The 21,954-nt window shown below is 60.9% G+C and carries 20 protein-coding genes, 1 tRNA gene and 1 riboswitch; of the genes, 8 read left to right on the forward strand and 13 right to left on the reverse strand.

Annotated features, from left to right (window positions below; genetic code table 11):
* The first annotated feature begins 1 nt into the window (after window position 1).
* The 3 genes from GOW72_RS01080 to brxL are packed head-to-tail and all read left to right on the forward strand — an operon-like array spanning window position 2 to window position 7,702.
* Window positions 2-3,373, forward strand: coding sequence for an Eco57I restriction-modification methylase domain-containing protein (locus tag GOW72_RS01080; protein ID WP_170364517.1), 3,372 nt, complete (start codon window positions 2-4; stop codon window positions 3,371-3,373).
* Window positions 3,370-5,652 (forward strand): BREX-1 system phosphatase PglZ type B, encoded by a 2,283-nt coding sequence (gene pglZ / locus GOW72_RS01085; protein ID WP_170364519.1) that lies wholly within the window; start codon window positions 3,370-3,372, stop codon window positions 5,650-5,652. Before GOW72_RS01080 ends, pglZ begins: the two co-directional genes overlap by 4 nt.
* Window positions 5,653-5,662: 10 nt before the next feature.
* Entirely contained in the window at window positions 5,663-7,702 is a 2,040-nt protein-coding gene (gene brxL / locus GOW72_RS01090) for a protease Lon-related BREX system protein BrxL (protein WP_217358079.1), read from the forward strand.
* Between the two features lie 110 nt (window positions 7,703-7,812).
* On the opposite strand, the gene GOW72_RS01095 is transcribed toward brxL, so the two are convergent.
* The 7 genes from GOW72_RS01095 to GOW72_RS01125 all read right to left on the reverse strand — a co-directional run bounded on the left by GOW72_RS01095 (window position 7,813) and on the right by GOW72_RS01125 (window position 13,467).
* Window positions 7,813-7,888 (reverse strand) — tRNA-Thr (locus tag GOW72_RS01095).
* A gap of 321 nt (window positions 7,889-8,209) precedes the next feature.
* Window positions 8,210-10,138, reverse strand: a complete 1,929-nt coding sequence (gene dxs / locus GOW72_RS01100; protein ID WP_170364521.1) for a 1-deoxy-D-xylulose-5-phosphate synthase — start codon at window positions 10,136-10,138, stop codon at window positions 8,210-8,212.
* Window positions 10,139-10,153: 15 nt separating this feature from the next.
* A complete protein-coding gene (locus tag GOW72_RS01105; RefSeq protein ID WP_170364523.1) occupies window positions 10,154-11,020 on the reverse strand; it encodes a polyprenyl synthetase family protein in 867 nt (288 codons plus the stop codon).
* On the reverse strand, window positions 11,020-11,262 hold the full coding sequence (locus GOW72_RS01110) for an exodeoxyribonuclease VII small subunit (protein WP_005979588.1): 243 nt from the start codon (window positions 11,260-11,262) through the stop codon (window positions 11,020-11,022). The genes GOW72_RS01105 and GOW72_RS01110 overlap by 1 nt, the downstream gene beginning before the upstream one ends.
* Window positions 11,259-12,185: a histone deacetylase family protein gene (locus GOW72_RS01115; protein WP_170364525.1), complete on the reverse strand. Its 927-nt coding sequence runs from the start codon at window positions 12,183-12,185 to the stop codon at window positions 11,259-11,261. Before GOW72_RS01115 ends, GOW72_RS01110 begins: the two co-directional genes overlap by 4 nt.
* A 71-nt stretch (window positions 12,186-12,256) precedes the next feature.
* A complete protein-coding gene (locus GOW72_RS01120) occupies window positions 12,257-12,958 on the reverse strand; it encodes a response regulator (RefSeq protein ID WP_093964013.1) in 702 nt (233 codons plus the stop codon).
* The gene (locus GOW72_RS01125) at window positions 12,955-13,467 is read right to left on the reverse strand and encodes a MarR family winged helix-turn-helix transcriptional regulator (protein WP_170342830.1); all 513 of its coding nucleotides are present in this window, start codon (window positions 13,465-13,467) and stop codon (window positions 12,955-12,957) included. The genes GOW72_RS01120 and GOW72_RS01125 overlap by 4 nt, the downstream gene beginning before the upstream one ends.
* Window positions 13,468-13,625: 158 nt before the next feature.
* On the opposite strand from GOW72_RS01125, the gene GOW72_RS01130 reads away from it, so the two are divergent.
* The 4 genes from GOW72_RS01130 (at window position 13,626) to GOW72_RS01145 (ending at window position 16,419) form a co-directional block, all read left to right on the forward strand.
* On the forward strand, window positions 13,626-14,492 hold the full coding sequence (locus GOW72_RS01130) for a branched-chain amino acid aminotransferase (protein WP_170340845.1): 867 nt from the start codon (window positions 13,626-13,628) through the stop codon (window positions 14,490-14,492).
* 108 nt (window positions 14,493-14,600) lie between these two features.
* A complete protein-coding gene (locus tag GOW72_RS01135; RefSeq protein ID WP_170364029.1) occupies window positions 14,601-15,551 on the forward strand; it encodes an AraC family transcriptional regulator in 951 nt (316 codons plus the stop codon).
* A 109-nt stretch (window positions 15,552-15,660) separates the two neighbouring features.
* Entirely contained in the window at window positions 15,661-16,026 is a 366-nt protein-coding gene (locus GOW72_RS01140) for a hypothetical protein (protein ID WP_170342836.1), read from the forward strand.
* Window positions 16,027-16,212: 186 nt separating this feature from the next.
* Entirely contained in the window at window positions 16,213-16,419 is a 207-nt protein-coding gene (locus tag GOW72_RS01145; RefSeq protein ID WP_093964018.1) for a hypothetical protein, read from the forward strand.
* A gap of 4 nt (window positions 16,420-16,423) precedes the next feature.
* Here the strand turns inward: GOW72_RS01145 and cobO are convergent, their stop codons facing one another.
* The 5 genes from cobO to GOW72_RS01170 form a co-directional block, all read right to left on the reverse strand.
* On the reverse strand, window positions 16,424-17,023 hold the full coding sequence (gene cobO, locus GOW72_RS01150; protein ID WP_170364527.1) for a cob(I)yrinic acid a,c-diamide adenosyltransferase: 600 nt from the start codon (window positions 17,021-17,023) through the stop codon (window positions 16,424-16,426).
* A gap of 56 nt (window positions 17,024-17,079) precedes the next feature.
* A complete protein-coding gene (locus GOW72_RS01155; RefSeq protein WP_149774168.1) occupies window positions 17,080-18,015 on the reverse strand; it encodes a DMT family transporter in 936 nt (311 codons plus the stop codon).
* Window positions 18,016-18,047: 32 nt separating this feature from the next.
* On the reverse strand, window positions 18,048-18,722 hold the full coding sequence (locus tag GOW72_RS01160) for an HD domain-containing protein (protein ID WP_170361305.1): 675 nt from the start codon (window positions 18,720-18,722) through the stop codon (window positions 18,048-18,050).
* Entirely contained in the window at window positions 18,706-19,806 is a 1,101-nt protein-coding gene (gene aroC / locus GOW72_RS01165; protein ID WP_170340855.1) for a chorismate synthase, read from the reverse strand. Before aroC ends, GOW72_RS01160 begins: the two co-directional genes overlap by 17 nt.
* A gap of 94 nt (window positions 19,807-19,900) precedes the next feature.
* The gene (locus tag GOW72_RS01170; protein ID WP_170364529.1) at window positions 19,901-20,341 is read right to left on the reverse strand and encodes a 6,7-dimethyl-8-ribityllumazine synthase; all 441 of its coding nucleotides are present in this window, start codon (window positions 20,339-20,341) and stop codon (window positions 19,901-19,903) included.
* A 117-nt stretch (window positions 20,342-20,458) separates the two neighbouring features.
* Window positions 20,459-20,613: riboswitch (FMN riboswitch) on the reverse strand.
* A gap of 54 nt (window positions 20,614-20,667) precedes the next feature.
* Here GOW72_RS01170 and GOW72_RS01175 point away from each other — a divergent pair.
* A complete protein-coding gene (locus tag GOW72_RS01175) occupies window positions 20,668-21,282 on the forward strand; it encodes an FMN-binding negative transcriptional regulator (protein WP_170364532.1) in 615 nt (204 codons plus the stop codon).
* Between the two features lie 17 nt (window positions 21,283-21,299).
* Here the strand turns inward: GOW72_RS01175 and GOW72_RS01180 are convergent, their stop codons facing one another.
* Window positions 21,300-21,743 carry a c-type cytochrome gene (locus tag GOW72_RS01180; protein ID WP_170364534.1) on the reverse strand — a complete coding sequence of 148 codons (444 nt, stop codon included), beginning with the start codon at window positions 21,741-21,743 and terminating at the stop codon, window positions 21,300-21,302.
* Window positions 21,744-21,954 lie beyond the last annotated feature (211 nt).

A 21,954-nucleotide genomic window follows, 5' to 3' on the forward strand; every position in this document is an offset into this window, starting at 1 on the left:
CATGAGCGAACGTTATCTGCCATCCACTCTTCGACGCACGCTGGAGCGGGTAATCAAAGATGCCCGTATAGTTGCGGAAGAAGGCGCACGCGATGCAATCCGGCGCTTGGGTGTCGCCGAGGGCAAGGCTCCGTCCTATCTCGCCGAAGAGGAAAAGGAGCTTCGGCGTCGACTGCGTGCACATGCGCGCGCACTTGGTGATGCTTTCGACCGGACCAATGATACTCAAGAGACCAAGCATCTGATCGAAGCCACCGCCTATGCCCATTGGCATCGGATGCTTTTTGCACGGTTTCTGGCGGAACGCGGCCTATTGCGAAACCCCGAGTACGATGTCCCCGTGACGTTGGAAGATTGTCGGGAACTGGCTGAGGCCGAGGGGCTCACGGACCCTTGGACGATAGCCGAGAGATACGCAGCGCAAATGCTACCTGCTGTCTTCCGGGTTGAAGATCCAGTTCTCGCGTTGGAAATCGATCCGGTTCACACGCAGAAGTTGCAGAAGCTCGTGACGGGCTTGGATGCCGAAGTTTTCGAAGCAGAGGATAGTCTCGGCTGGACCTACCAATTCTGGCGGGCGGCAGAGAAGGATGCGGTCAACGCCTCAGGTGTGAAGATCGGTGCTGACGAAATGCCTGCAGTAACCCAGTTGTTCACCGAGCCCTATATGGTGCGTTTCCTGCTGCATAATACGTTGGGAGCATGGTGGGCTGGAAAGGTCTTGGCCAGTGATCCGACGCTGGCCAAAACCGCTGCGGACGAGGATGAGCTCCGAGATGTCTGCTCCTTGCCTGATTACCGCTTTGATATGTTGCGGTTCGTTCGTGAAAACGATGATGGCCCTTGGAGGCCAGCAGCTGGCTCATTCCAGAGTTGGCCTCGCGAAGCCAAGGATATCACGGTACTCGACCCTTGTTGTGGGTCAGGGCATTTTCTGACTGAGGCGCTATCAATACTTGCCGTTCTTCGAAGGTCCGAGGAATGCCTTTCGCCCGCCGAAGCTGTAGCGTCTGCTCTACGAGATAACCTTTTTGGCCTAGAGATCGATGGCCGCTGCGTGCAGATCGCCGCGTTTGCCGTTGCGTTAACTGCTTGGCGCATCGGTGGATGGCAATTGCTCACGCAGCCAAATCTCGCTTGGGTAGGCTCACCTCCACCGCTTCCTGAGCGCGACTTCGTTGCACTAGCGAACGCCGAGGACAATTTGGCGGAACCGTTAGCAACACTTCATGGCCTGTTTTTGAGAGCTCCACTGCTTGGTAGTCTAATCGAGCCATCAAGTGGTGATCTTTTTGAGTCCGCAAAGATGCAGGAAGCGGGCCGCGCGTTGTCGGAGCTTTTAACCCGAGTTCGGCAAGCAGAACCCGATGTTGTCGAAGGGACTATCGCCGCACGAGGAATGAGCGATGCAGCCGCGATACTCTTTTCGAAGTTCACACTTGCGGTCACCAATCCACCTTATCTTGGCCAGGGTGAGTTTAGCAGAGATCTATTCGAATACATCTCAAAGAAGTTCAGCGCAGCGAAAGCAGACATCAGTACTGCATTCATCCAGAGAATGGAAAGTTTCGTGAGCCATGGCGGAAGTGTCGCTACCGTTACTAAGCAAGAATGGTGTTTTCTGCCAACATTCTACAAGTTCCGCAAAGAAGCTCTGGGTCGCAACAGTTTTGATCTATTTGCGTTCCTTGGAGAAGAGGCATGGGAGGCTTACGGCGCGCGCGGGCCAAAAGCAAATATCTCATGCTTCACACGTACACAGCCCTCAAAAAATAGCTCCCATGCGATATTTGATGTAACTCATATTCCAGATCGGCTGCAGAAATCTGACGCTTTGGCTTCAGGTGAGTTTCGAATCGTCAAGCAATTCGACCAAATCAAGAATCCCAAGAGTCGGATTTCTTCCGTTGGTTATGTTTCAGGAACGCCTCTCTCGAAACACGCACACTGTCACAATGGACTTGTAAGCGGGGATGGCGATCGCTTTATCCGTGAACAGTGGGAGCTGTACCCGATCGATGGCGATCGTTGGTTGCTCCAGCAGACGTCAGCAAAAGGAGATGATCCATTTAGTGGAGCTCATAGGGCGATTAGATGGGACAACGACTTCCATAAATTCATCGAGGAAAGACTCGATGACAATCCTGGCGCATGGATAAGAGGGACAGATGCTTGGGGAAAGAAGGGAGTAATAATCTCTGGAATGAGATACCTTAATCGCGGAATTTACCTTGGATATGCCTTTGATAATAACTGCTCCGTAGTAACGGCAAAAAATGAAGAAGATCTTCCAGCTATTTGGAGATTTTGTTGTAGCGAGAGTTTTGTCCCCCTGGTTCGAGCGTTAAATCCAAAAGTCAGCGTAACTGATAACACCTTCGTTCAAGTTCCGTTTGAAATTGAGGAGTGGCGTTCGAAAGTCAATGTGGAGGAAGCTTTAGGTATTCCCGAGACTATCTCAAATGACCCGTGCCTTTGGCTCTTTCATGGGCATCCGCTTCCTTCGGCCAAAGGAACAACTCTTCAAGTCGCTCTCGCGCGGATGGCTGGGTACCGCTGGCTTGCAGAAACGGATGAAGAAATCGGGCTATCTGCTCAAGCTCGTTCCTGGATAGAAAGTGCGGCGGCATTGCCAGCTGGTGACAACGATGGTCTTCTCGGTGTTCCGGCTGTTGCGGGAGAGAAACCGCTTGCTGATCGCCTGAGAGCATACCTTGCATCATCCTTTGGTGCCGAATGGTCTGATGATCTGGAACGTCGTTTGGTAGCGGAGGCCGATGAGGCTTGGGACAAGAAGGCGGCACGCGATGGCTCACTGGAAGCTTGGGTGCGCGACCGCGCCTTCCGCCAACACTGCGCGCTGTTCGGTCAACGCCCATTTCTTTGGCACATCTCGGATGGGCTGAAGGACGGTTTCTCGGTCTTCGTTCACTACCACCGTTTCGATCAAGCCAAACTGCGCAAGCTCACGTTCACGCTACTTGGCGACTGGCTAGCTCGCGCCAAGGCGGAGGGGAACACACTTCGATTTGAGAAGGGTCGTGAACTACAGCAAAAGCTCGAAGCGATCCTGGAGGGCGAAAAACCCTATGATATCTTTGTACGCTGGAAGTCTCTTGCCAGGCAACCGCTGGGTTGGGACCCCGATCTTGACGATGGCATTCGACAGAACATCCGCCCCTTCATTTTGGCGGGTGTGCTTGCCCACAAGCTCGATAAGATCCTGAGAGTTAAGGACCGGGGAAAGGACGTTGCATCCGCGCCTTGGTATGGTGTTTTCAAGGGCGAACGCCGAAACGATCACCACACTACGCTTGCAGAGAAGCGGGCTGCGAGAGAAGCCGCAAATCGACGCGTGGAGGCGTCCAGGTGACAACTCCGCTCGACGCCCTTGTTGCCGCTCTCCACGAAGCAGCGAGCTACAACGCCTCGGCGGAGGCGGCGCCCGTCGCGGTTGTTTGGTGCGATGCGGGCAAGGATTTCTTGCCGCTGATCCCTGCTTTGCGGGAGCGTCTTCCGGAGCTTTTGACGTTTGGTGACTTCGAACCCGAGGCGCGCACCGGGCCAGCAGTGTGGATTCGTGCAGCTACCGTGGGTGCGGTCGACGGAGTAAGCTGGCCAGACGGAACCACGCCGATCATCTACATACCGGGGGTCGCGCGCGAGACCCTCAAGGGCGCAGAAGACTGCCCACAACTCCTCCAACCACTGGTTTGGTACACCGTTGCCGGTGCGTACTTTGGCCACGTGAACGGCAAGGACTGGACGCTACGAGGGTTCCTGTCCGCAGAACGCGGGCCATTGAAACTCGAAATACCGGATGACTCCGCGACCCGTGCCGCCCTGTCGCATGCCGCCGTTCGCCTTTGCACCAGGTCGGTCGATGAACTCCGGGGAAAACGGTGGGACGCAGATCAACTAAATACACTCCTCGCTCCTGACCTGGCCGCCGACATGCTGGATTGGATTGATGGTTCCTTGTCCGATGAGGTGGATGCGGCACGGTTCAATGCTTTTGCCAGTATCGCGAAGAAGGAGCTTAAGTTCGACCCTTCCAAGCTCTCCAGACAGGATGCAGTGAAGCGCCTGGCGAAACGCGAGGGCAAGTGGGCGCGAGTCTGGGCGCGTTTTGAAGGGGCGACTGGGTATGCTCAAGTGGTCGACTACTTGGGCTTCGAAGAACCCGCCTCGCTCTTTGACCATTCGGGTAACCGAGAGGTCTACCCAAAGCTTAACGCGAAGGGAGAGACGGAACTTAGAGACGAGCTCCAAAGCCTATCCGAACTCTCTTTTGATGAGGCCCGCGCAAAGGTTCAGAGTCTTGAGGAAGAACACGCCTGGCGACGCAGTACAGTTTGGGCGCGCCGTGGAGAGGCCCCATTAGCAAATGCTTTGGAGCATCTCGCAGCTTTGACCACAGCGGCTTCTTTGCCCACACATGATGGCAGAGCACTTGCGGAAGCATATGTCACTACCGGATGTAATGCCGATTGCTCGGCGATGTGCGCAATTGCGAGCGCCCCAAGAGAGCTGGATCGCATAGCGGTCGCAACCGCTCTCAGGGCCATTTATCTTCCCTGGCTCGACGAAGGCGCAGTTGCCCTCCAGGAACTCGTGCGCAATGGAAGGGTGAAGTTCTCGCAGCCGGAGCCAACAGACCCTGATCTGATGACTGTCCTATTCGTCGACGGTCTCCGGATGGACGTTGCCCAACAGCTTGTCCATGCGCTTCGAAAAGACGGATTAAAGCCAGAACTCGATTGGACCTGGTCGGGCTTTCCAACTGTCACGGCAACCTGCAAGCCGCTCGTAACACCGGTTGCCGAGGCGCTTAAAGGACCGACCACTACGAACGACGTTTTGCCAATCACGCCAGACGACAAGCCGGCAAGCAAACCGAACTTGTTCAAGCTCTTGAATGCAAACGGCTGGGAGACAGACTCGGCGCTTCTACCTGACCAAAAGCTTTGGTCGGAGACTGGCCGGTTCGATGAGGAAGGGCATGCTCTTGGGGCAAGGTTAGCCGAGCGACTGGGACAGAGTGTAAGGGACGTTGCTGACGCAGTCTCGAGCCTAGTCAGATCAGGAAGAGATGTCCGAATCGTTACGGATCACGGCTGGCTCTTGATGCCAGGCAACTTACCACACGCCGCCCTAGACCCAGGTCTTGTAGAACCGAGCGGAAAACGGACGCGCTGTGCGCTAGTCAAACCAAAGGCGACTACATCGTACATGCAGGTCCCGTGGACCTGGAACTCGGACATTTCAATCGCAGCTGCAACCGGGGCTCGGGTTTTTTATGCCGGATGTGAATATGCACATGGCGGGATCAGTCCGCAGGAATGTGTGCTGCCGGTCATTTTGGTAACCGGCGACAAAGTGCGCAATGAGGTCTCAATAACGAAAGCGCAGTGGGAGGGCTTCCGCCTAAGGCTGGAGGTAGCAGGTGGCGCTGACTTGGAAGCTGACCTTCGACTCGGCTCTGAAACGAGTGGGCCAAGCCTGATCAAGGGTGTCCGCGTTTTGGATGATAACGGGCGAACCTCGTTCCTCGTAAGTGACGAACACGAGGGCGAAACAGCCTGCCTGGTAATCGTTGATGGCAGCGGACGCGCCGTAAGCCAACGCGTTACGACGGTTGGAGGGGAATAACGTGGTGACGATGGATACACTGGATCGCAAAGCGGCCGAAGCCTTTCCAGCCCATATTGTGCGAAAGGACCTGGTCCGGCGGTTTCGCGGCCAATTCCCTGTCCCAACTTACGTGGTCGAATTCATGCTGGGCCGTTACTGCGCGAGCACCGACCCGACCGAGATCGAAGAAGGCCTTCAGATGGTGCAAGCGCAACTGTCTGATAGAACCGTCAGAGCCGGAGAAGAGGAACTTTTCAAAGCTCGTGCCCGAGATCGTGGCTCAGTTCGGATTATTGACATCATCACTGCTCGGTTGGACGCGAAGACTGACAGCTATTTGGTATCACTACCCAGTCTTCGTCTGACCGACGTCAGAGTCGCAGACAAAGTCGTTCAAGATCACGAGCGTATGCTGACTGGTGGCTTCTATGCCGAAGTGGAGCTTGGCTATGACGCTAGCATTGCTCAAGAGAAAGGGGGGCGCCCCTTTGAGATACTAAGCCTTCGAGAAATTCAACTCTCCACCCGTGACATACTGGACAAGATTGCATCCGGACGCGCGTCACTCTCAACAGAGGAGTGGAAAGCTTGTCTCTTAAGAAGCGTTGGGCTTGAGCCAGACAAGCTTAATGAGAGAGCAAGGGACGCCATGTTCCTTCGAATGGTTCCCTTCGTTGAGGCCAACTATAACATGGTTGAACTAGGGCCGCGTGGGACTGGCAAGAGCCACCTCTATCAACAGGTTTCGCCCTATGCTCATCTAGTGTCCGGTGGCAAAGCCACTGTCGCGCGCATGTTTGTTAACATGTCGAACGGCCAACGTGGGCTTGTCTGCCAGTACGACGTTGTCTGTTTTGACGAGGTCTCTGGCATCTCCTTCGATCAGAAGGACGGCGTCAACATCATGAAAGGCTACATGGAGTCGGGTGAGTTCTCTCGAGGCCGTGAAAGCATCCGCGCCGAAGGCAGTATCGTCATGGTCGGCAACTTCGATGTCGACGTTCAACACCAACAAAGAGTCGGACATCTGTTTGGTCCAATGCCTCCAGAGATGCGCAATGATACGGCATTCATGGATCGCATTCACTGCTACCTTCCAGGTTGGGACGTACCCAAGGTGAGTAAGGAGCTATTTACCGACCACTTTGGGCTGGTCAGTGATGTCTTGGCAGAGTGTTTTTCGCGCCTGAGGACGCAGAGTCGAGTAGACAAGCTCTCAGGCCGTGTGCACTTCGGCGGCGCGTTGTCCGGTCGGGATCAAAATGCTGTCAACAAGACCGTGTCCGGTCTTCTTAAGCTGCTCTATCCGGACCCGGCTTCACCAATCCCTGATGAAGACTTGGAGTGGGCTGTTCGGCTTGCTCTTGAGGTGCGCCGCCGTGTGAAAGAGCAGCAGAAGCGAATAGGATCTGCGGAGTTCCGAAATACACAATTCAGCTATGTTATGGGCTTGGATGGAGTAGAGAAATTTGTCTCTACTCCTGAGCTTCAGAGCGAAAATAGCATCGGTGCTGACCCGCTCCCTGCAGGCCAGGTTTGGACGATCAGTCCAGGTGGACAAGATGAAGGGACAGGCCTCTTCCGTATAGAGGTCAACGAAAGCTCTGGCAGCGGAGTCAGGATTCTGAACCAATCACCGCCAGGGCCGTTCAAGGAAAGCGTTCGAATCGCAGAGCAGAACCTTTACGCCCATGCGCGCGAACTGGTGGGTGAGCGGAATCCACGCGAGCACGAGTTCTCCATCCAATTGCGAGCCTTTGATGCAGCAAGGAATGGTTCGGATGTCGGAATCCCAATTCTGATGGGGCTTTGTTCGGCACTTCTCGGCAAGCCAATAAAAGGTGGCCTTGTAATTTCTGGAGGAATCACACTTGGCGGCTCTCTGGAACCGGTTCACAATCCAATTGATTTGGTGGAGCTTGCAATGGAGAAGGGTGCTGAGGCAGTCCTTTTGCCAGTCTCTAGCCGCCGTGCACTGATCGATTTGTCAGACGATGTAGCGACCAAGGTGCAGGTCTTGTTCTACGCCGATGCCACAGACGCTCTACGGAAGTGCGTTCATGACTAGTGGCTGGGCTCTTAAGAAAGAGTAGCCTTCCACCACTGCATTTAGCGCTTGCGTAGCAAACCTTTCGCCGGAGACACCAAGCATTTAGGTTATTGATTTTATTGAAGAACTGGTGCCGCTGAAGGGACTCGAACCCCCGACCCCATCATTACGAATGACGTGCTCTACCAGCTGAGCTACAGCGGCTTTCCGGACCCTACTATGGCCCTACTAGTTCTACTCCTTTGCCGTGAACCCTTTGGTTTCGCAAGTCATTCTCGCGGGGACCCGCTAATTACGAATGACGTGCTCTACCAGCTGAGCTACAGCGGCCCATTTTCTACGCGCACCCGTGCCCGTGGGGGCGCGGTATGCGGTGCGAAGGATCGTTTAAACCGTCCAACGGGCGTAGGCAAGACCGGTTATTGACCCCGATGTGAGGTTTTGTTGGTGGGCGACTTGCCTTGTATACCCTCCGTTCGAACCGAGTGCCGTTCTGGATGAGGGCAACCGACGATCCGGTCGGGATCAGGCGCGCTTTTCTCCGATTGATGCAACGCCCAGAACGGAAAGCACCTTGGCTTCGATCTGTTCGGCGCTCATGCCTGCGACCGCATACATGTCGGCAGGGCTGGCCTGGTCGATGAAAATGTCCGGCAGCACCATCGAGCGGTATTTCAGTCCTCGGTCGTATACGCCTTCCTCTGCCAGCAGCTGCGCAACGTGGCTGCCGAACCCGCCGATGGCGCCTTCTTCGATGGTAATCAGCGCTTCGTGGTTGGCGGCCAGGTCCAGGATAAGGTCGCGGTCCAGCGGCTTGGCGAACCGGGCGTCGGCGATGGTCGGCGTGATACCGCGCGCGGCCAAAGATTCGGCGGCCTTCTGTACCTCGGCCAGGCGCGTGCCGAAGGACAGGATCGCCACCCGCGCCCCCGCTTGGATCAGGCGGCCCTTGCCGATTTCCAGAACCTGTCCACGTTCGGGCAGATCGACACCCACGCCTTCGCCCCGCGGATAGCGGAACGCGATGGGGCCGTCGTCATGGGCAGCGGCGGTGGCGACCATGTGCACCAGTTCGGCCTCGTCGGCGGCGGCCATCACCACCATCCCCGGCAGGTTGGACAGGTAGGCGATGTCGAACGACCCGGCATGGGTCGCGCCATCAGCACCAACCAGCCCCGCGCGGTCTATGGCAAAGCGCACCGGCAGGCGCTGGATCGCCACGTCGTGCACCACCTGGTCATAGCCGCGCTGCAAAAACGTGGAATACATCGCGCAGAACGGCTTCATCCCCCCCGCCGCCAACGCGGCCGAGAAAGTGACCCCGTGCTGCTCGGCAATCGCCACGTCGAAACAGCGTGACGGGTAGCGTTCGGCGAACAGGTTCAGCCCGGTGCCGTCGGGCATCGCCGCGGTCACCGCCACGATCTTGTCGTCGCGACTGGCCTCGTCTACCAGGGTCTTGCCGAAGACCGAGGTGTAGGACGGCGCGTTCGACGGCGCCTTATGCTGCTTGCCGGTGACCACGTCGAACTTGGCGGTGGCATGGCCCCTGTCGCGGGCCTGCTCTGCCGGGGCATAGCCCTTGCCCTTTTTGGTCAGCGCGTGGATCAGAATCGGCCCGGTCGCCCGCGCCTTGACCGTGCGCAGCACTGGCAGCAGCTGGTCCAGGTCATGCCCGTCGATCGGGCCGACATAGGAGAATCCCAGTTCTTCAAACAGCGTACCGCCCACGGCCATGCCCTTGAGCATCTCCTTGGCCCGCTTGGCGCCTTCGCGGAACGGTTCGGGCAGCAGCGACACCGCCCCCTTGGCGGCGGCCTTCAGATCGTGGAACGGCTCTTCGGCATAGATGCGCGAGAGATAGTTCGACAGCGCACCCACGGGCGGGGCGATGCTCATCTCGTTGTCGTTCAGGATCACGATCAGGCGTTTTTTCAGGTGGCCGGCGTTGTTCATCGCCTCGAAAGCCATGCCAGCCGACATCGACCCGTCGCCGATCACCGCGATCGCGTCGCCCAGCCCCTCGGGCGTGACCCCACCCAGGTCGCGGGCCACGGCAAAGCCCAGCGCCGCGCTGATCGAGGTCGAACTGTGCGCCGCGCCGAACGGGTCATAGGGGCTTTCGCTGCGTTTGGTGAACCCGCTCAGGCCGCCTTTCTGGCGCAGGGTGCGGATACGGTCGCGCCGCTCGGTCAGGATCTTGTGCGGATAGCACTGGTGCCCGACATCCCAGATGATCTTGTCGCGCGGCGTGTCGAACACCGCGTGCAGGGCCACGGTTAGTTCGACCACGCCCAGCCCCGCGCCCAGATGCCCGCCGGTCACCGAGACGGCCGAAATCGTTTCGGCCCGTAACTCGTTTGCCAGCTGATGAAGCTGCGCGTCCGAAAACTGCTTGAGATCCGCCGGGCGGTTCACAAGGTCCAGAAGCGGGGTGTTCGGACGGTCTGACATGGCATCCCTTACGGTTCAGCTTTCACGCGCAATAACGAAGCGGGCGGCGTCCTTCAAGGTTTCGGCCCGTGCTCCGTACCCATCCAACGCGGCGCAGGCCTGATCAATCAGCTCGATCGCGCGGGCCTTGGCGGCGTCGAGGCCCAGCAGGGACACGAATGTCGCCTTTCCCGCCTGTGCATCCTTCTGCAACCGTTTGCCCGCCTTTTCGCTGTCACCTTCCACATCAAGGATGTCGTCGGCGATCTGAAAGGCAAGACCCAGCGCACGGGCATATTGGCGCAATGGGGTCGGATCAGCCTCCGACAGAACAGCACCGGCGCACGCCGACCATTCGATCAGTGCCCCGGTCTTGCCGGCCTGAAGATGCGTGATCTCCGGCAGGGTCAAAGGCTGTTCGGCAGATTCGGCAGCGATGTCCAACGCCTGACCCAGAACCATGCCTTGCGCACCGCTGGCCCGGGCGAGGGTCAGCGCCAGTTCCGCCCGAACGTGTGAAGATCCGACCTCGGGCCGGGTGCAAAGTTCAAATGCCAGCGCCTGCAAAGCGTCGCCAGCCAGAACCGCGATGCCGTCGTTCCATTGCTTGTGCACGGTCGGACGACCGCGCCGCAGGTCATCATCGTCCATGCAGGGCAGATCGTCATGCACCAGGCTGTAGGCATGCAGCGCCTCGATCCCGGTCGCGGGCCAGATCGCGCAGGTCTCGTCCATCCCGTGCAGCCGGGCGCTTTCCAGTACCAGAAACCCGCGCAGCCGCTTGCCGCCCTGCGTGGCATAGGCCATCGCGCGGGTCACATCGACATCGTCCAGCGCGCCCAGAACCAGATCGAACTGCGCCTGGATCAGCGCCGCATCCTGCACCAGCCTTTCGGAAAACATTACAGGCCTTCGACAGGGGTCGTCCCGGTGGGCTGCCCATCGGCATCCAGCGTGATGGCGGCCACTTTCTCCTCGGCGCGCTTCAACTCGTCCTCGCAGCGTTTCTTCAGCTTGGCGCCGCGCTCGTACAGGGCGATCGACTGGTCCAGCGCCACGTCGCCGCGCTCCAGTTGGCCGACCACGGCCTCCAGCTCTTTCATCGCCTGTTCGAATGTCATCTGTTCAACGGGGGTCTCGGTCATCGGGCTACCTTCATCAGTTCTTCAACATGGACGCGTGTGGCCTTGGCCAGTGCGTTCAGATCATACCCGCCTTCCAGAGTCGAGACGATACGGCCCCCACACAGCTCATCGGCGATCCGGCACAGCTGCGCGGTGATCCAGGCGAAGTCGTCGGTGGACCAGTTCAGATTGGCCAGCGGATCGTCCTGATGCGCGTCGAACCCGGCCGAGATGACGATCAGCTCGGGCCTGAACGCGCGCAGCCGAGGAAAGGCCTGCGCTTCGTAGGCCGCGCGCATCTCGGCCCCGCCGGTACCGGGGGCCAGCGGGATGTTCACGATGGTGTCGTGCTCACCGGTCTCATCCGGCCGTCCCGAGCCCGGCCACAGCGGCATCTGCTGGCTGGTGATCACCAACGCCCGGGCCTCGTCCCACAGCAGATCCTGCGTGCCATTGCCGTGGTGCACGTCGAAATCCACCACCGCGACCCGATCCAGTCCGTGATGATCCAGCGCATGTTTCGCCGCCAGAGCGGCATTTCCGAACAGGCAGAACCCCATGGCGGTTTCACGTTCGGCGTGATGGCCCGGCGGCCGAATGGCGCAGAACGCATTTGGCGCCTCACCGCCCAGCACCATGTCCACCGCCCGCACAACGGCCCCCGCCGCCCGATAGGCCGCATCGACCGAGCCGGGTGACATGAACGTATCCCCGTCGATCTGGCGGAACCCTTCGGTCGGGCGGCTGTCACGGATTTCGCGGATGTAACTCTCGGGATGAATCCGTAGCAGATCATCATCCGCCGCCAGCGGCGCGGTCACCCGCTGCAGGTCCAACAACTCCAGCGCATGCAGGATATTTTCCAGCCGGGCCACCCGTTCGGGGTGCCCCTCGGGGGTGACATGACCCAGACAGTCGGCATGCGTCAAAACAGCGGTCTTCATGAAACTCCCCCAACTTCATCTGGCCAAAAATATCCTCGCCGAAGGCAAGAAAACGCCGCGCGGCGGCAAAATCAATCCGGCGCCAGCATATATCCTGCGCCCCGAACCGTCTGCAGATAGCGCGGCTGCTTCGGGTCCTGTTCGATCTTGCGACGCAGGCGCGTGATCTGCACGTCCACCGCACGTTCCTGCGCCTGCCCCTTGTCGCGCCCCAGATCCTCGACCAGCTTCGACCGGCTGATCGGCTCGCCCGGCTGAGCCGAGAAGATCTTCATCAACTGGCTTTCGGTGGCGGTCAGCCGCACCGGCTCTTCGCCCTGCCACATCTCGCCGCGTTCGATGTCATAGCGGATCGGCCCCAGATGCAGGATCTTGGCGGCGGTGTCCTGCGCCGTGGTTTCCGGCATCCGCCGCAGGATGGCGTTGATCCGCAGCAGCAGTTCCTTGGGCTCGAACGGCTTGGCCAGGTAATCGTCTGCTCCGGCTTCCAACCCGGCGATCCGGTGCTCGGTCTCGCCACGTGCCGTCAGCAGCAGGATCGGCGTGTCGTGCGTCTCGCGCAGGGCCCGGGTCAGGCTGACGCCATCCTCGCCCGGCATCATCACATCCATCACGATCAGGTCGAAATCCAGCCCCGACAGGACCCGTCGCGCATGGGCGGCATCACGCGCCGCCGTCACCAGAAATCCGCTGCGCATCAAGAATTTCTTGAGGAGATCGCGGATGCGTTCATCGTCATCGACGATCAGAAGGTGGGCGTCCACATCGCTCATGAAGTTGAATCCCGCAGTTTCGTGTAAGCCCGACGCATATCAGCATCCATCATCGCTTCAAGAACTTTGCGGAATCCGGCAACCGCCTCGGGGCCGGCATCCTTGTAGGCCGCGCGCATCCGGGCACGCTGGGCGTCCGACAGCTGCGACTCGAGCGCCTTGCCCTTTTCGGTCAGGTACAGGTGGCGTTCGCGCTTGTCGACGGTGCCGACCCGGCTCTCGACCAGGCCGTCGTCGATCAGCGTGCGCAGCACCCGGTTCAGCGATTGCTTGGTCACCCCCAGAATCGCCAGCAGGTTGTTCACCGTGGTGCCAGGCGCACGGTTGATGAAATGGATCGCCCGGTGATGCGCCCGGCCATAGGCCATTTCGCTTAAGATGCGGTCGGGGTCGGCGGTAAAGCCGCGATAGGCGAAGAACATCGCCTCGATCCCCTGGCGAAGCTGTTCATCCGTCAGAAACAACAGGCTTTCTCCGCCAAAGACCGGGGCGGGGCGGATCTCGGACATATCGGGCCTCATTCGTTACACGCCCCGACTTTAAGTCAGCGTTATTGACATTCCAAGGGCGGACAGGTATCGAATCGCAGTTTTTGCGCAATTTTGTGTCCGAGTCGGACCTAAGTAACGCAACAATCGGAAATGTGGCCCGGGTCAGGAGGTTTCGGATGGCGGGATATGACGATCGTGACGGTGTCATCTGGATGGATGGCGAATTTGTGCCCTGGCGCGACGCCAAGGTGCATGTCCTGACCCATGCGATGCACTATGCCAGCTCGGTCTTCGAGGGCGAACGCGCCTATAACGGCAAGATTTTCAAAAGCCGCGAACATTCCGAGCGGTTGATCAAGTCGGCCGAGGCGCTGGACATGCCGATGCCCTACACGGTCGATCAGATCGAGGCGGCCAAGGCCGAAACGCTCGAGAAAAGCGGCCTCAAGGACGCATATGTGCGCGCGCTGGTCTGGCGCGGTTCGGGCGAGGACATGGGCGTGGCCTCGGCGCGCAACCCGGTGCGCATGGCCATCGCGGTCTGGCCCTGGGGCGCCTATTACGGCGACGCCAAGATGCAGGGCGCCAAGCTGGACATCGCCGAGTGGAAGCGGCCCAGCCCGGAAACCATCCCGGTCCATGCCAAGGCGGCGGGGCTGTACATGATCTGCACCATCTCCAAGCACAAGGCCGAAGCCAAGGGCTGTTCGGATGCCTTGTTCATGGATTACCGCGGTTATGTGGCCGAGGCGACCGGCGCCAACGTGTTCTTCGTCAAGGATGGCGAGGTGCATACGCCGCTGGCCGACTGCTTCCTGAACGGCATCACCCGCCAGACGGTGATCCAGATGCTGAAAGACAAGGGCATCACCGTACACGAACGCCACATCCTGCCCGAGGAGATGGCCGATTTCGAACAGTGCTGGCTGACCGGCACCGCGGCCGAGGTCACGCCGGTGGGCCAGATCGGCGAGTATACCTTCGAGGTCGGTGACCTGACCCGCGAGATCGCCAACGACTACGAACAGCTGGTCCGCAGCTGATCCGACATCCGCGCGGGCGGTGGCCGACCGGCCTTGCCGCCCGTCCGGGGTTTGTTGCAGATCGTCCGCTGCGCTGGACGGTCGGGTCCGAATCCGTATCCTAGGCGCATGTTGGACCTGCTCAGCGATATCCTGACGCGCCTGTCTTTGCGGGGCACCCTGTATTTCCGGACCTCGTTCACGCCGCCCTTCGGCGTGCAGGTGCCTGCATTCGAAAACGTCGCCCGGTTTCACTTCGTCCAGCGCGGAGAGCTGAAGGTGCATGTGTCCACCACCGGCGAGACCCTGCGGTTGCGGCAGGGGGATCTGATCCTGATCCCGCACGGTGCCGCACATGCGCTGCTGTGCAACGAGGTCCGGCCCGTGGATGCTCTGCCGCTGGAGCAGGTTCTGGACCGGGCCGGCTACAAAGGTGACGGTGTGCTGGTCTATGGCGGAGCCGAGCAGGACCGTGACACCCAACTGATCTGCGGGCATTTCTCGTTTGCCGGTCCGGCCGGGCGGCGCGGCACAGGGCATATGCTGATCGACCGTCTGCCGCCCTATATCCTGATCGAGAATTACGGCGAATCCGCCGGGGCCTGGATCGAGGCGACGCTGCGGATGATCGAATCCGAGGTTGCGGGTGCCCGGATCGGCGGGGACCTGATCGCGCTGAAACTGTCTGAGGTTCTGTTCGCCCAGGCGATCCGCGCCTATCTGGAACATCAAAGCCCCACCGATGCGGCCCTGTCGGGCTTCGCCGATCCACGTATATCACGCGCGCTGGGCGCCTTTCACCGCGACCCGGCCCGCGAGTGGAGCGTGGCATCGCTGGCGCGTGAAGCCGGCATGTCGCGCACGACCTTCGCACAGCTGTTCACCCAGAAGATGGGCGCCACGCCCATGCAATACCTGACCGACTGGCGTATGCAGATCGCCTGCCACGGACTGATCGAAAGCCGCTGGAACGTGGCCGACGCGGCGGCTCAGGTCGGCTATGCCTCCGAGGCGGCGTTTTCGCGGGTGTTCAAGAAGCAGATCGGCCTGTCTCCAGCCGCCTACAGGGCGATGCACTGATCCGGCAAACTGGCGGACGATCTGCAAGGTATTCCAAACGATATGGGCTGCTACGTTCGGGCTGGCGAACATATCCTTGATCCGTCCTCAATCAAGGAAAGGAAACATCATGTCTCTGCGTTTCGTTACCCGCACCATTCATGCCTATCTGGACTACCCGGTTGCCCTGGCCCTGATGGGGTTGCCATTTCTTCTGGGACTGGGCGCGTCGAACCCGATTGCGCTGTGGCTCTCGGTGGCCACCGGCGTGGCGGCTTTCATGCTGACGGTGCTGACGGATCATCACCTGGGCGTCTGGCGCGTGCTGCCCTACAGGTTTCACCTGGCCGTCGATCTGCTGGTGGGGCTCACCTTCCTGTTCGCGCCCAGCCTGTTCGGCTTCACCGGTCTGGATGCGGTCTACTACTGGCTGAATGGCGCCGCCGTGGTGGCCGTAATCTCGCTCAGCGCGCCCGACCAGACAGCCACCGCCTGACCCCTTGCTCCGGCCATTTGGCCGGGGCGAATTTTGGTCTTGAAAAGTCCGACAGAAATTGTCAGTTTTAGCCCAACGCCAGATACCCCGGTATCAAGCCTTTGATTCCGAGACGGCCTGCACGCCAAGCCGTACACCCGCGAGGGCGCGCCACCGTCTCGGAAACGATTTCGGAAAGGCCACGCGATGCGCGACCCGATACTTGAACTTCTGTCCAGTTCAGACCTGCCCCTTGGCAGCGGGTGCTGCGCCGATGGCGACCTGGTGGCCTACCTGGACTGCAAATGCCAGGACGGACGCTGTGACCGGGCGGCCGGGGTTGCGGACGCCCGGATCGCCACTGTCCCGCAGAGCACGCCAGCGGCACCGGCAAGTGGTGCCGTCCCGCGTTGACCGATCAGAAATCGACGCCGCGCTGGGCCTTGATGCCGGCCTGAAACGGGTGCTTTTCCTCGGTCATTTCGGTGACCAGATCGGCATAGTCGCGCAGCGCCTGCGGCGCGTCGCGCCCGGTCAAGAACACGCTGGTCCGGTCCGAGCGGGCCTTCAGCCCCTCGATCACTGCGTCCACCGACAGGTATTCATAGCGCAGGGCGATGTTGATCTCGTCCAGCACCACAAGGTCATAGTCGCCGCTGGCCATCAGGTCGCGCGCCTTGTCGAAGGCGGCAGTGGCGGCGGCGATGTCGCGGTCGCGGTCCTGGGTGTCCCAGGTGAAGCCTTCGCCCATCGTGTGCCAGGTGACCAGATCGCGCTCTTCGAAGAACCGCCGCTCGCCGGTCTTCCATTTGCCCTTGATGAACTGAACCACGGCGACCTTCTGGCCCCAGCCCAGTGCGCGGATCACCACGCCGAAGGCGGCCGAGGATTTGCCCTTGCCCTTGCCGGTGTTGATCAGCACCAGCCCGCGGCCGGGATCCACGGCCTCGGACACTTTCTTGCGGTGCTGGGCCTGCACCTGTTGCATCTTCTGTTTGTGGTCCTGTGCGTCGCTCATGGCAAAACCTCGTTGATTGTCCGCGCCAACCTAGGCGATGGGCGCGAAAGGTAAAGTCAGGGTTTGTGATCGGTCAGCGACCGCGCCTTGCCGCGCTCCAGACCCAGCTGGTGTTCGCGCCAGATCACCACCGCATTGCCGGCGATCACCAGTGCCGCCCCCAGCAGGATCGCCAGGGTCGGCAGTTCGTCGAACCAGACATAGCCGATGAAGATCGCAAACAGCATCGACGTGTAGTCATAGGGCGCCAGCATCGAGGCCTGCCCGAACCGGTAGGACGAGGTCACCAGAATCTGCGCGACGCCGCCGATCAGCCCCATCGTGATCAGGATCAGCAGCTGGTTCAGGGTCGGCATGGTCCAGCCCCAGAACACGGTCAGCGCTGACAGCAGCGTGGCGGTCATCGAGAAATAGAAGACGATTGCGGCGGGGTGATCGACTTGAACCAGTTGCCGGATGTGGATCTGCACGAAGCCACGGGCGACGGTCGCACCCAGCACGCACAGCGCGCCGATCGTGGCGCCGGTGCCCAGATCGGCCGAGCCCAGCCGCGGCCAGATCATGATCAGCACGCCCAAGAGCCCGATCGCCACCGCGCCGATGCGGATCAGGCGGATGCGCTCGCCCAGCAGCAGCGCCGCCAGGATCAGGGTGAAGATCGGGGTGGCATAGCCGATCGCCGTAACCTCGGGCAGCGGCAGCAGGCTGAGCCCGGTGAAGGTCAGGCCCATGGCGGTGGTGCCCAGCACCCCGCGCCAGAAATGGCCCATGGGTTTCCTGACGACAAAGCCTTGCGCCAGTTCCCCGCGCGAGATCAGCCAGGCCACGATCACCGGCACCGCGAAAAGCGAACGGAAAAACACCATCTGGCCTGGCGGGAAATCCGCCGACAGCGCCTTGACCAGCGCCGACATCGCCGTGAACAGGAACAGCGCGCTGAGTTTCAGCGTCACGGCCAGCACGGGGCGATGAGAGGTCAGGGATTGGGCCATCGGCGCGACCCTGCGCCTTTGCGCGGCAAAGATCAACGGGTCGGATTGGGGCGTGTCCAGCTGTCGGGCAGGGGGCTTCCGATCTCTTCTGCGAATTCGGTCAGAAACCGGATCATGCGCCGGACCCGTTGCTGCGCGATCTGCCGTCCGGCTTCGGTCAGCATGTCGTCGGGCAGGGCCAGCAGCTTCACCTTCCAGTGGTCGATCGAATAGTGCAGATCGTCCAGCGGCCGGTGCGATGCGAACGGATCGGCCGGATCATAGAGCGTCCGCCCCAAAGCGCCGGACACCGAGAAATTCCGCGCGATCCCGATGGCGCCCAGCGCATCCAACCGGTCGGCATCGCGCAGGATTCGCGCCTCGGGCGTCTCGGGCGGGATGTTGGCGGAAAAACTGTGCGCCTCGATCGCGTGGCGGGTGGCGGCGATCTGGGCATCGCTCAGGCCCAGTTCTCGCAGAACAGGCTCGGACTCCTGGGCCGACCGGCGCGAGGCCAGGTGTCGGTCGGGGTCGTTCTTGGGCAGGTTGACCAGATCGTGCAGATAGCAGGCCGCCAGCAGCACGGTCCTGTCGGTTTGCGCATCGGCGATGGCGCGGGCATTGACCCAGACACGGTCCAGATGGGCCAGGTCATGGGCCGGGTCGGTGATCATCCGCTGCGCGACGACCGCGCGTAGGCGGTCGCGCAGCTCAGCCAATCCGTCCACGGTTCTCACCGATCTGGCCCCGATGCAGCAGCAGGTGGTCCAGGATCACGCAGGCCATCATCGCCTCGCCGACCGGCACGGCGCGGATGCCGACGCAGGGGTCGTGGCGGCCCTTGGTGATGATCTCGGTCTCTTCGCCCGATTTGGTGATGGTCTTGCGCGTGGTCAGGATCGATGAGGTCGGTTTGACTGCAAAACGCACCACGATGTCCTGCCCGGTCGAGATACCGCCCAGAATGCCGCCTGCATGGTTCGAGCTGTATTGCGGGCCGTTCTGGCCCATGAAAATCTCGTCGGCATTGGCCTCGCCGGTCAGTTCGGCGGCGGCCATGCCTTCGCCGATCTCGACGCCCTTGACCGCGTTGATCGACATCATCGCCGCGGCCAGATCGGTGTCGAGCTTGCCATAGACCGGCGCGCCGAGGCCCGCTGGAACGCCGCGCGCCACCACTTCGACCACCGCGCCGACCGAGTTGCCGGATTTGCGCAGATCGTCCAGATAGGCCGCCCAGTCCTCGGCGGCTTGTGCATCCGGGGTCCAGAACGGGTTCTGTTCGATCTGCGCCCAGTCAAAGTTGGCCCGGTCGATCCGGTGCGGGCCGATCTGGGTCATGTAGCCGGTGATCTGGACATTCGGCGCGATCTGTTTGATCGCCTCGCGCGCCAGCCCGCCCGCGGCCACCCGCGCCGCCGTTTCCCGGGCCGAGCTGCGCCCGCCGCCGCGATAGTCGCGGATGCCGTATTTCTGCCAATAGGTAATGTCGGCATGGCCGGGGCGGAACTTGTCCATGATGTCCCCGTAGTCCTTCGAGCGTTGATCGGTGTTCTCGATCATCAGCTGGACCGGGGTGCCGGTTGTCTGGCCCTCGAACACGCCTGACAGGATCTCCACCTGATCGGGCTCGCGCCGCTGGGTGGTGAACTTGTTCTGGCCCGGTTTGCGCTTGTCCAGCCAGTGCTGGATCATACCCTCGTCGATCGGGACGCCGGGCGGGCAGCCATCCACCGTGGCGCCCAGCGCGGGGCCGTGGCTTTCACCCCAGGTGGTGACGCGGAAAAGGTGTCCAAAGCTGTTCATCGACATGGGGCGTGCTCCTTTGAGGGTCGTGATTAACGACGAGAGCCTGCCGCCTCAAGCGGATTTGCGGTTGGGGCATCGCTGCCCCAACCCAGTGTGCTTAGGCAGCACGGGTCAGTGCGGCGCGGGTTTCGACGATTTTCAGCGCCGCCCGAGCTGCCTCGCGCCCCTTTTCCACGAAATGCGCGCGGTAGATGGCGTTGTGATGGTCGGTTTCCTGGTACTGGTGCGGCGTCAGCGACACCGACAGGACCGGCACGCCGGTTTCCAGCCCCGCGCGCATCAGCCCGTCAACCACGGCCTGCGCCACGAAATCGTGCCGGTAGATGCCGCCATCGACGACAAAAGCCGCGCAGGCCACGGCGGCATAGCGGCCCGTCCGGGCCAGGTCGCGGGCCAGCAGGGGCATTTCAAACGCGCCCGGCACGTCGAACACATCGACCTGATCGGCGGGGATCAACTCCAGAAAACCGCCCAGCGCGCGGTCGACGATATCGGCATGCCAGTTGGCTTTGACGAAAGCATAGCGGGTGTGTGTCATCGTGATCTCCTTTCAGCTTGGTGGCCTGCTGGCGGGTGCGAAGGGTTTCGCGGCCAGCGCGGCATGACACGTCACCCAAGGCGATCACGGACAGACGCGCCCTTGGCGAGGCGCGCTGCTCGTTCTCTTTCATCCGGACTTTAACCGTCGGCTCTGGCCTCTCACCAGATCTGCTGACACTCTGTCGGTTGAATGACAGAGCCGCTCGCGGGCTGGCGGGTCTGGGCCCGCATACCGCCGGTGGGGAATTCCGCCCCGCCCTGAGAACGGCGCGACCTTGCCAAGCGTGCGCGCGATCTGCAAGACCTGTCTGCAGGAGGACGGTCATGCACCCCAACTCAGCCTTTCGCGCCGAGGACCGCGCGCGCCATGTGGAGTTTGCCCGCAGCCGGGGATTCGGCGTACTGGCGCTGTCGGTCGACGGCCCGCCATTGATCAGCCATGTGCCCTTTCTGCTGTCCGAGGATGGCGCGGTGGCCGAACTGCATCTGGTGCGTTCGAACCCGATCGTGCGGGCGCTGGCCAACCCGCAGGAGGCGCGGATCGCGGTTCAGGGGCCCGACGGCTATGTCTCGCCCGATTGGTACGGGGTCGCGGATCAGGTGCCCACATGGAACTATGTGGCGGTCCACCTGACAGGCCGGCTGGAATTGCAGCCCCAGGACCGGCTGCGCGATCTTCTGGATCGGCAATCGGCCTTTTTTGAGCAGCGGCTGCAACCCAAACCGCCCTGGCGCGCCGACAAGATGGACCCGGCGGCGCTGGAGCGCATGATGCGCATGATCGTGCCCTGCTGGATGCAGATCACTCAGATCGACGGCACCTGGAAACTGAACCAGAACAAGCCCGGGACGGCGCGGCTGGCCGCCGCCGAGAATGTCGAGCAGTCCGGGATCGGCACCGAGCTTGGTCAACTGGCCGCCCTGATGCGGGACAGTTGACCGGCGCCGGGTTGGGTTCAGTCGGTGAACGTGGCCAGATAGGCGGCGATATCCTCGGCACCTGTCTTCAGCTTGACGCTCATGTTCGGGCGGGCGGTCTCGTCCTTCAGGAAGTCCTGGATGAACCCGATCGGGTCGCGGGCGTAGGCGGCAATATTCTCTTGCGTCCAGACCAGGCCGTTTTCACCGGCGCGGATCATGTCATCGGTGAACATGCCGATGGGCAGCCGTTCGCTGCCGTTCAGATAGTCGTTTTCGGTTCCGGCGGCCCTGCCGACCACACCATAGAGATTCGGGCCGGTGATGCCGCCTTTGATCAGAACCTCGCCATCCTTGATGATGGCGTGACAGGACGAGCAGCGGTTGTAGAGTTTCTCGCCGCGCGCTGCGTCGCCTTCGGCGGCGGCCTGGTGTGCGGCGGTGAACGCGAGCAGCAGAATGGCATTTTTTGACAAAGTCATTTGGGTCCTCATTCAGATCGGTCGCGCGCCCGCCGCCTTTGCTTGAAAAACCCCGGGGTCGCAACCGGGAAATTTATCGCGACGCAACTAAAAAAATGATTTCAAAATAGATGTTTACATGGGTTTCGTGGTCCCGGAACCGCGCGGTCAGGTTGCTGTCGTATATGCCTCGTGCCGGGTACCCGAGTGAACAGGTGCTCGGCCGGGCCAG

The sequence above is a fragment of the Ruegeria arenilitoris genome (assembly GCF_013032855.1).
Taxonomy (GTDB): domain Bacteria; phylum Pseudomonadota; class Alphaproteobacteria; order Rhodobacterales; family Rhodobacteraceae; genus Ruegeria; species Ruegeria arenilitoris.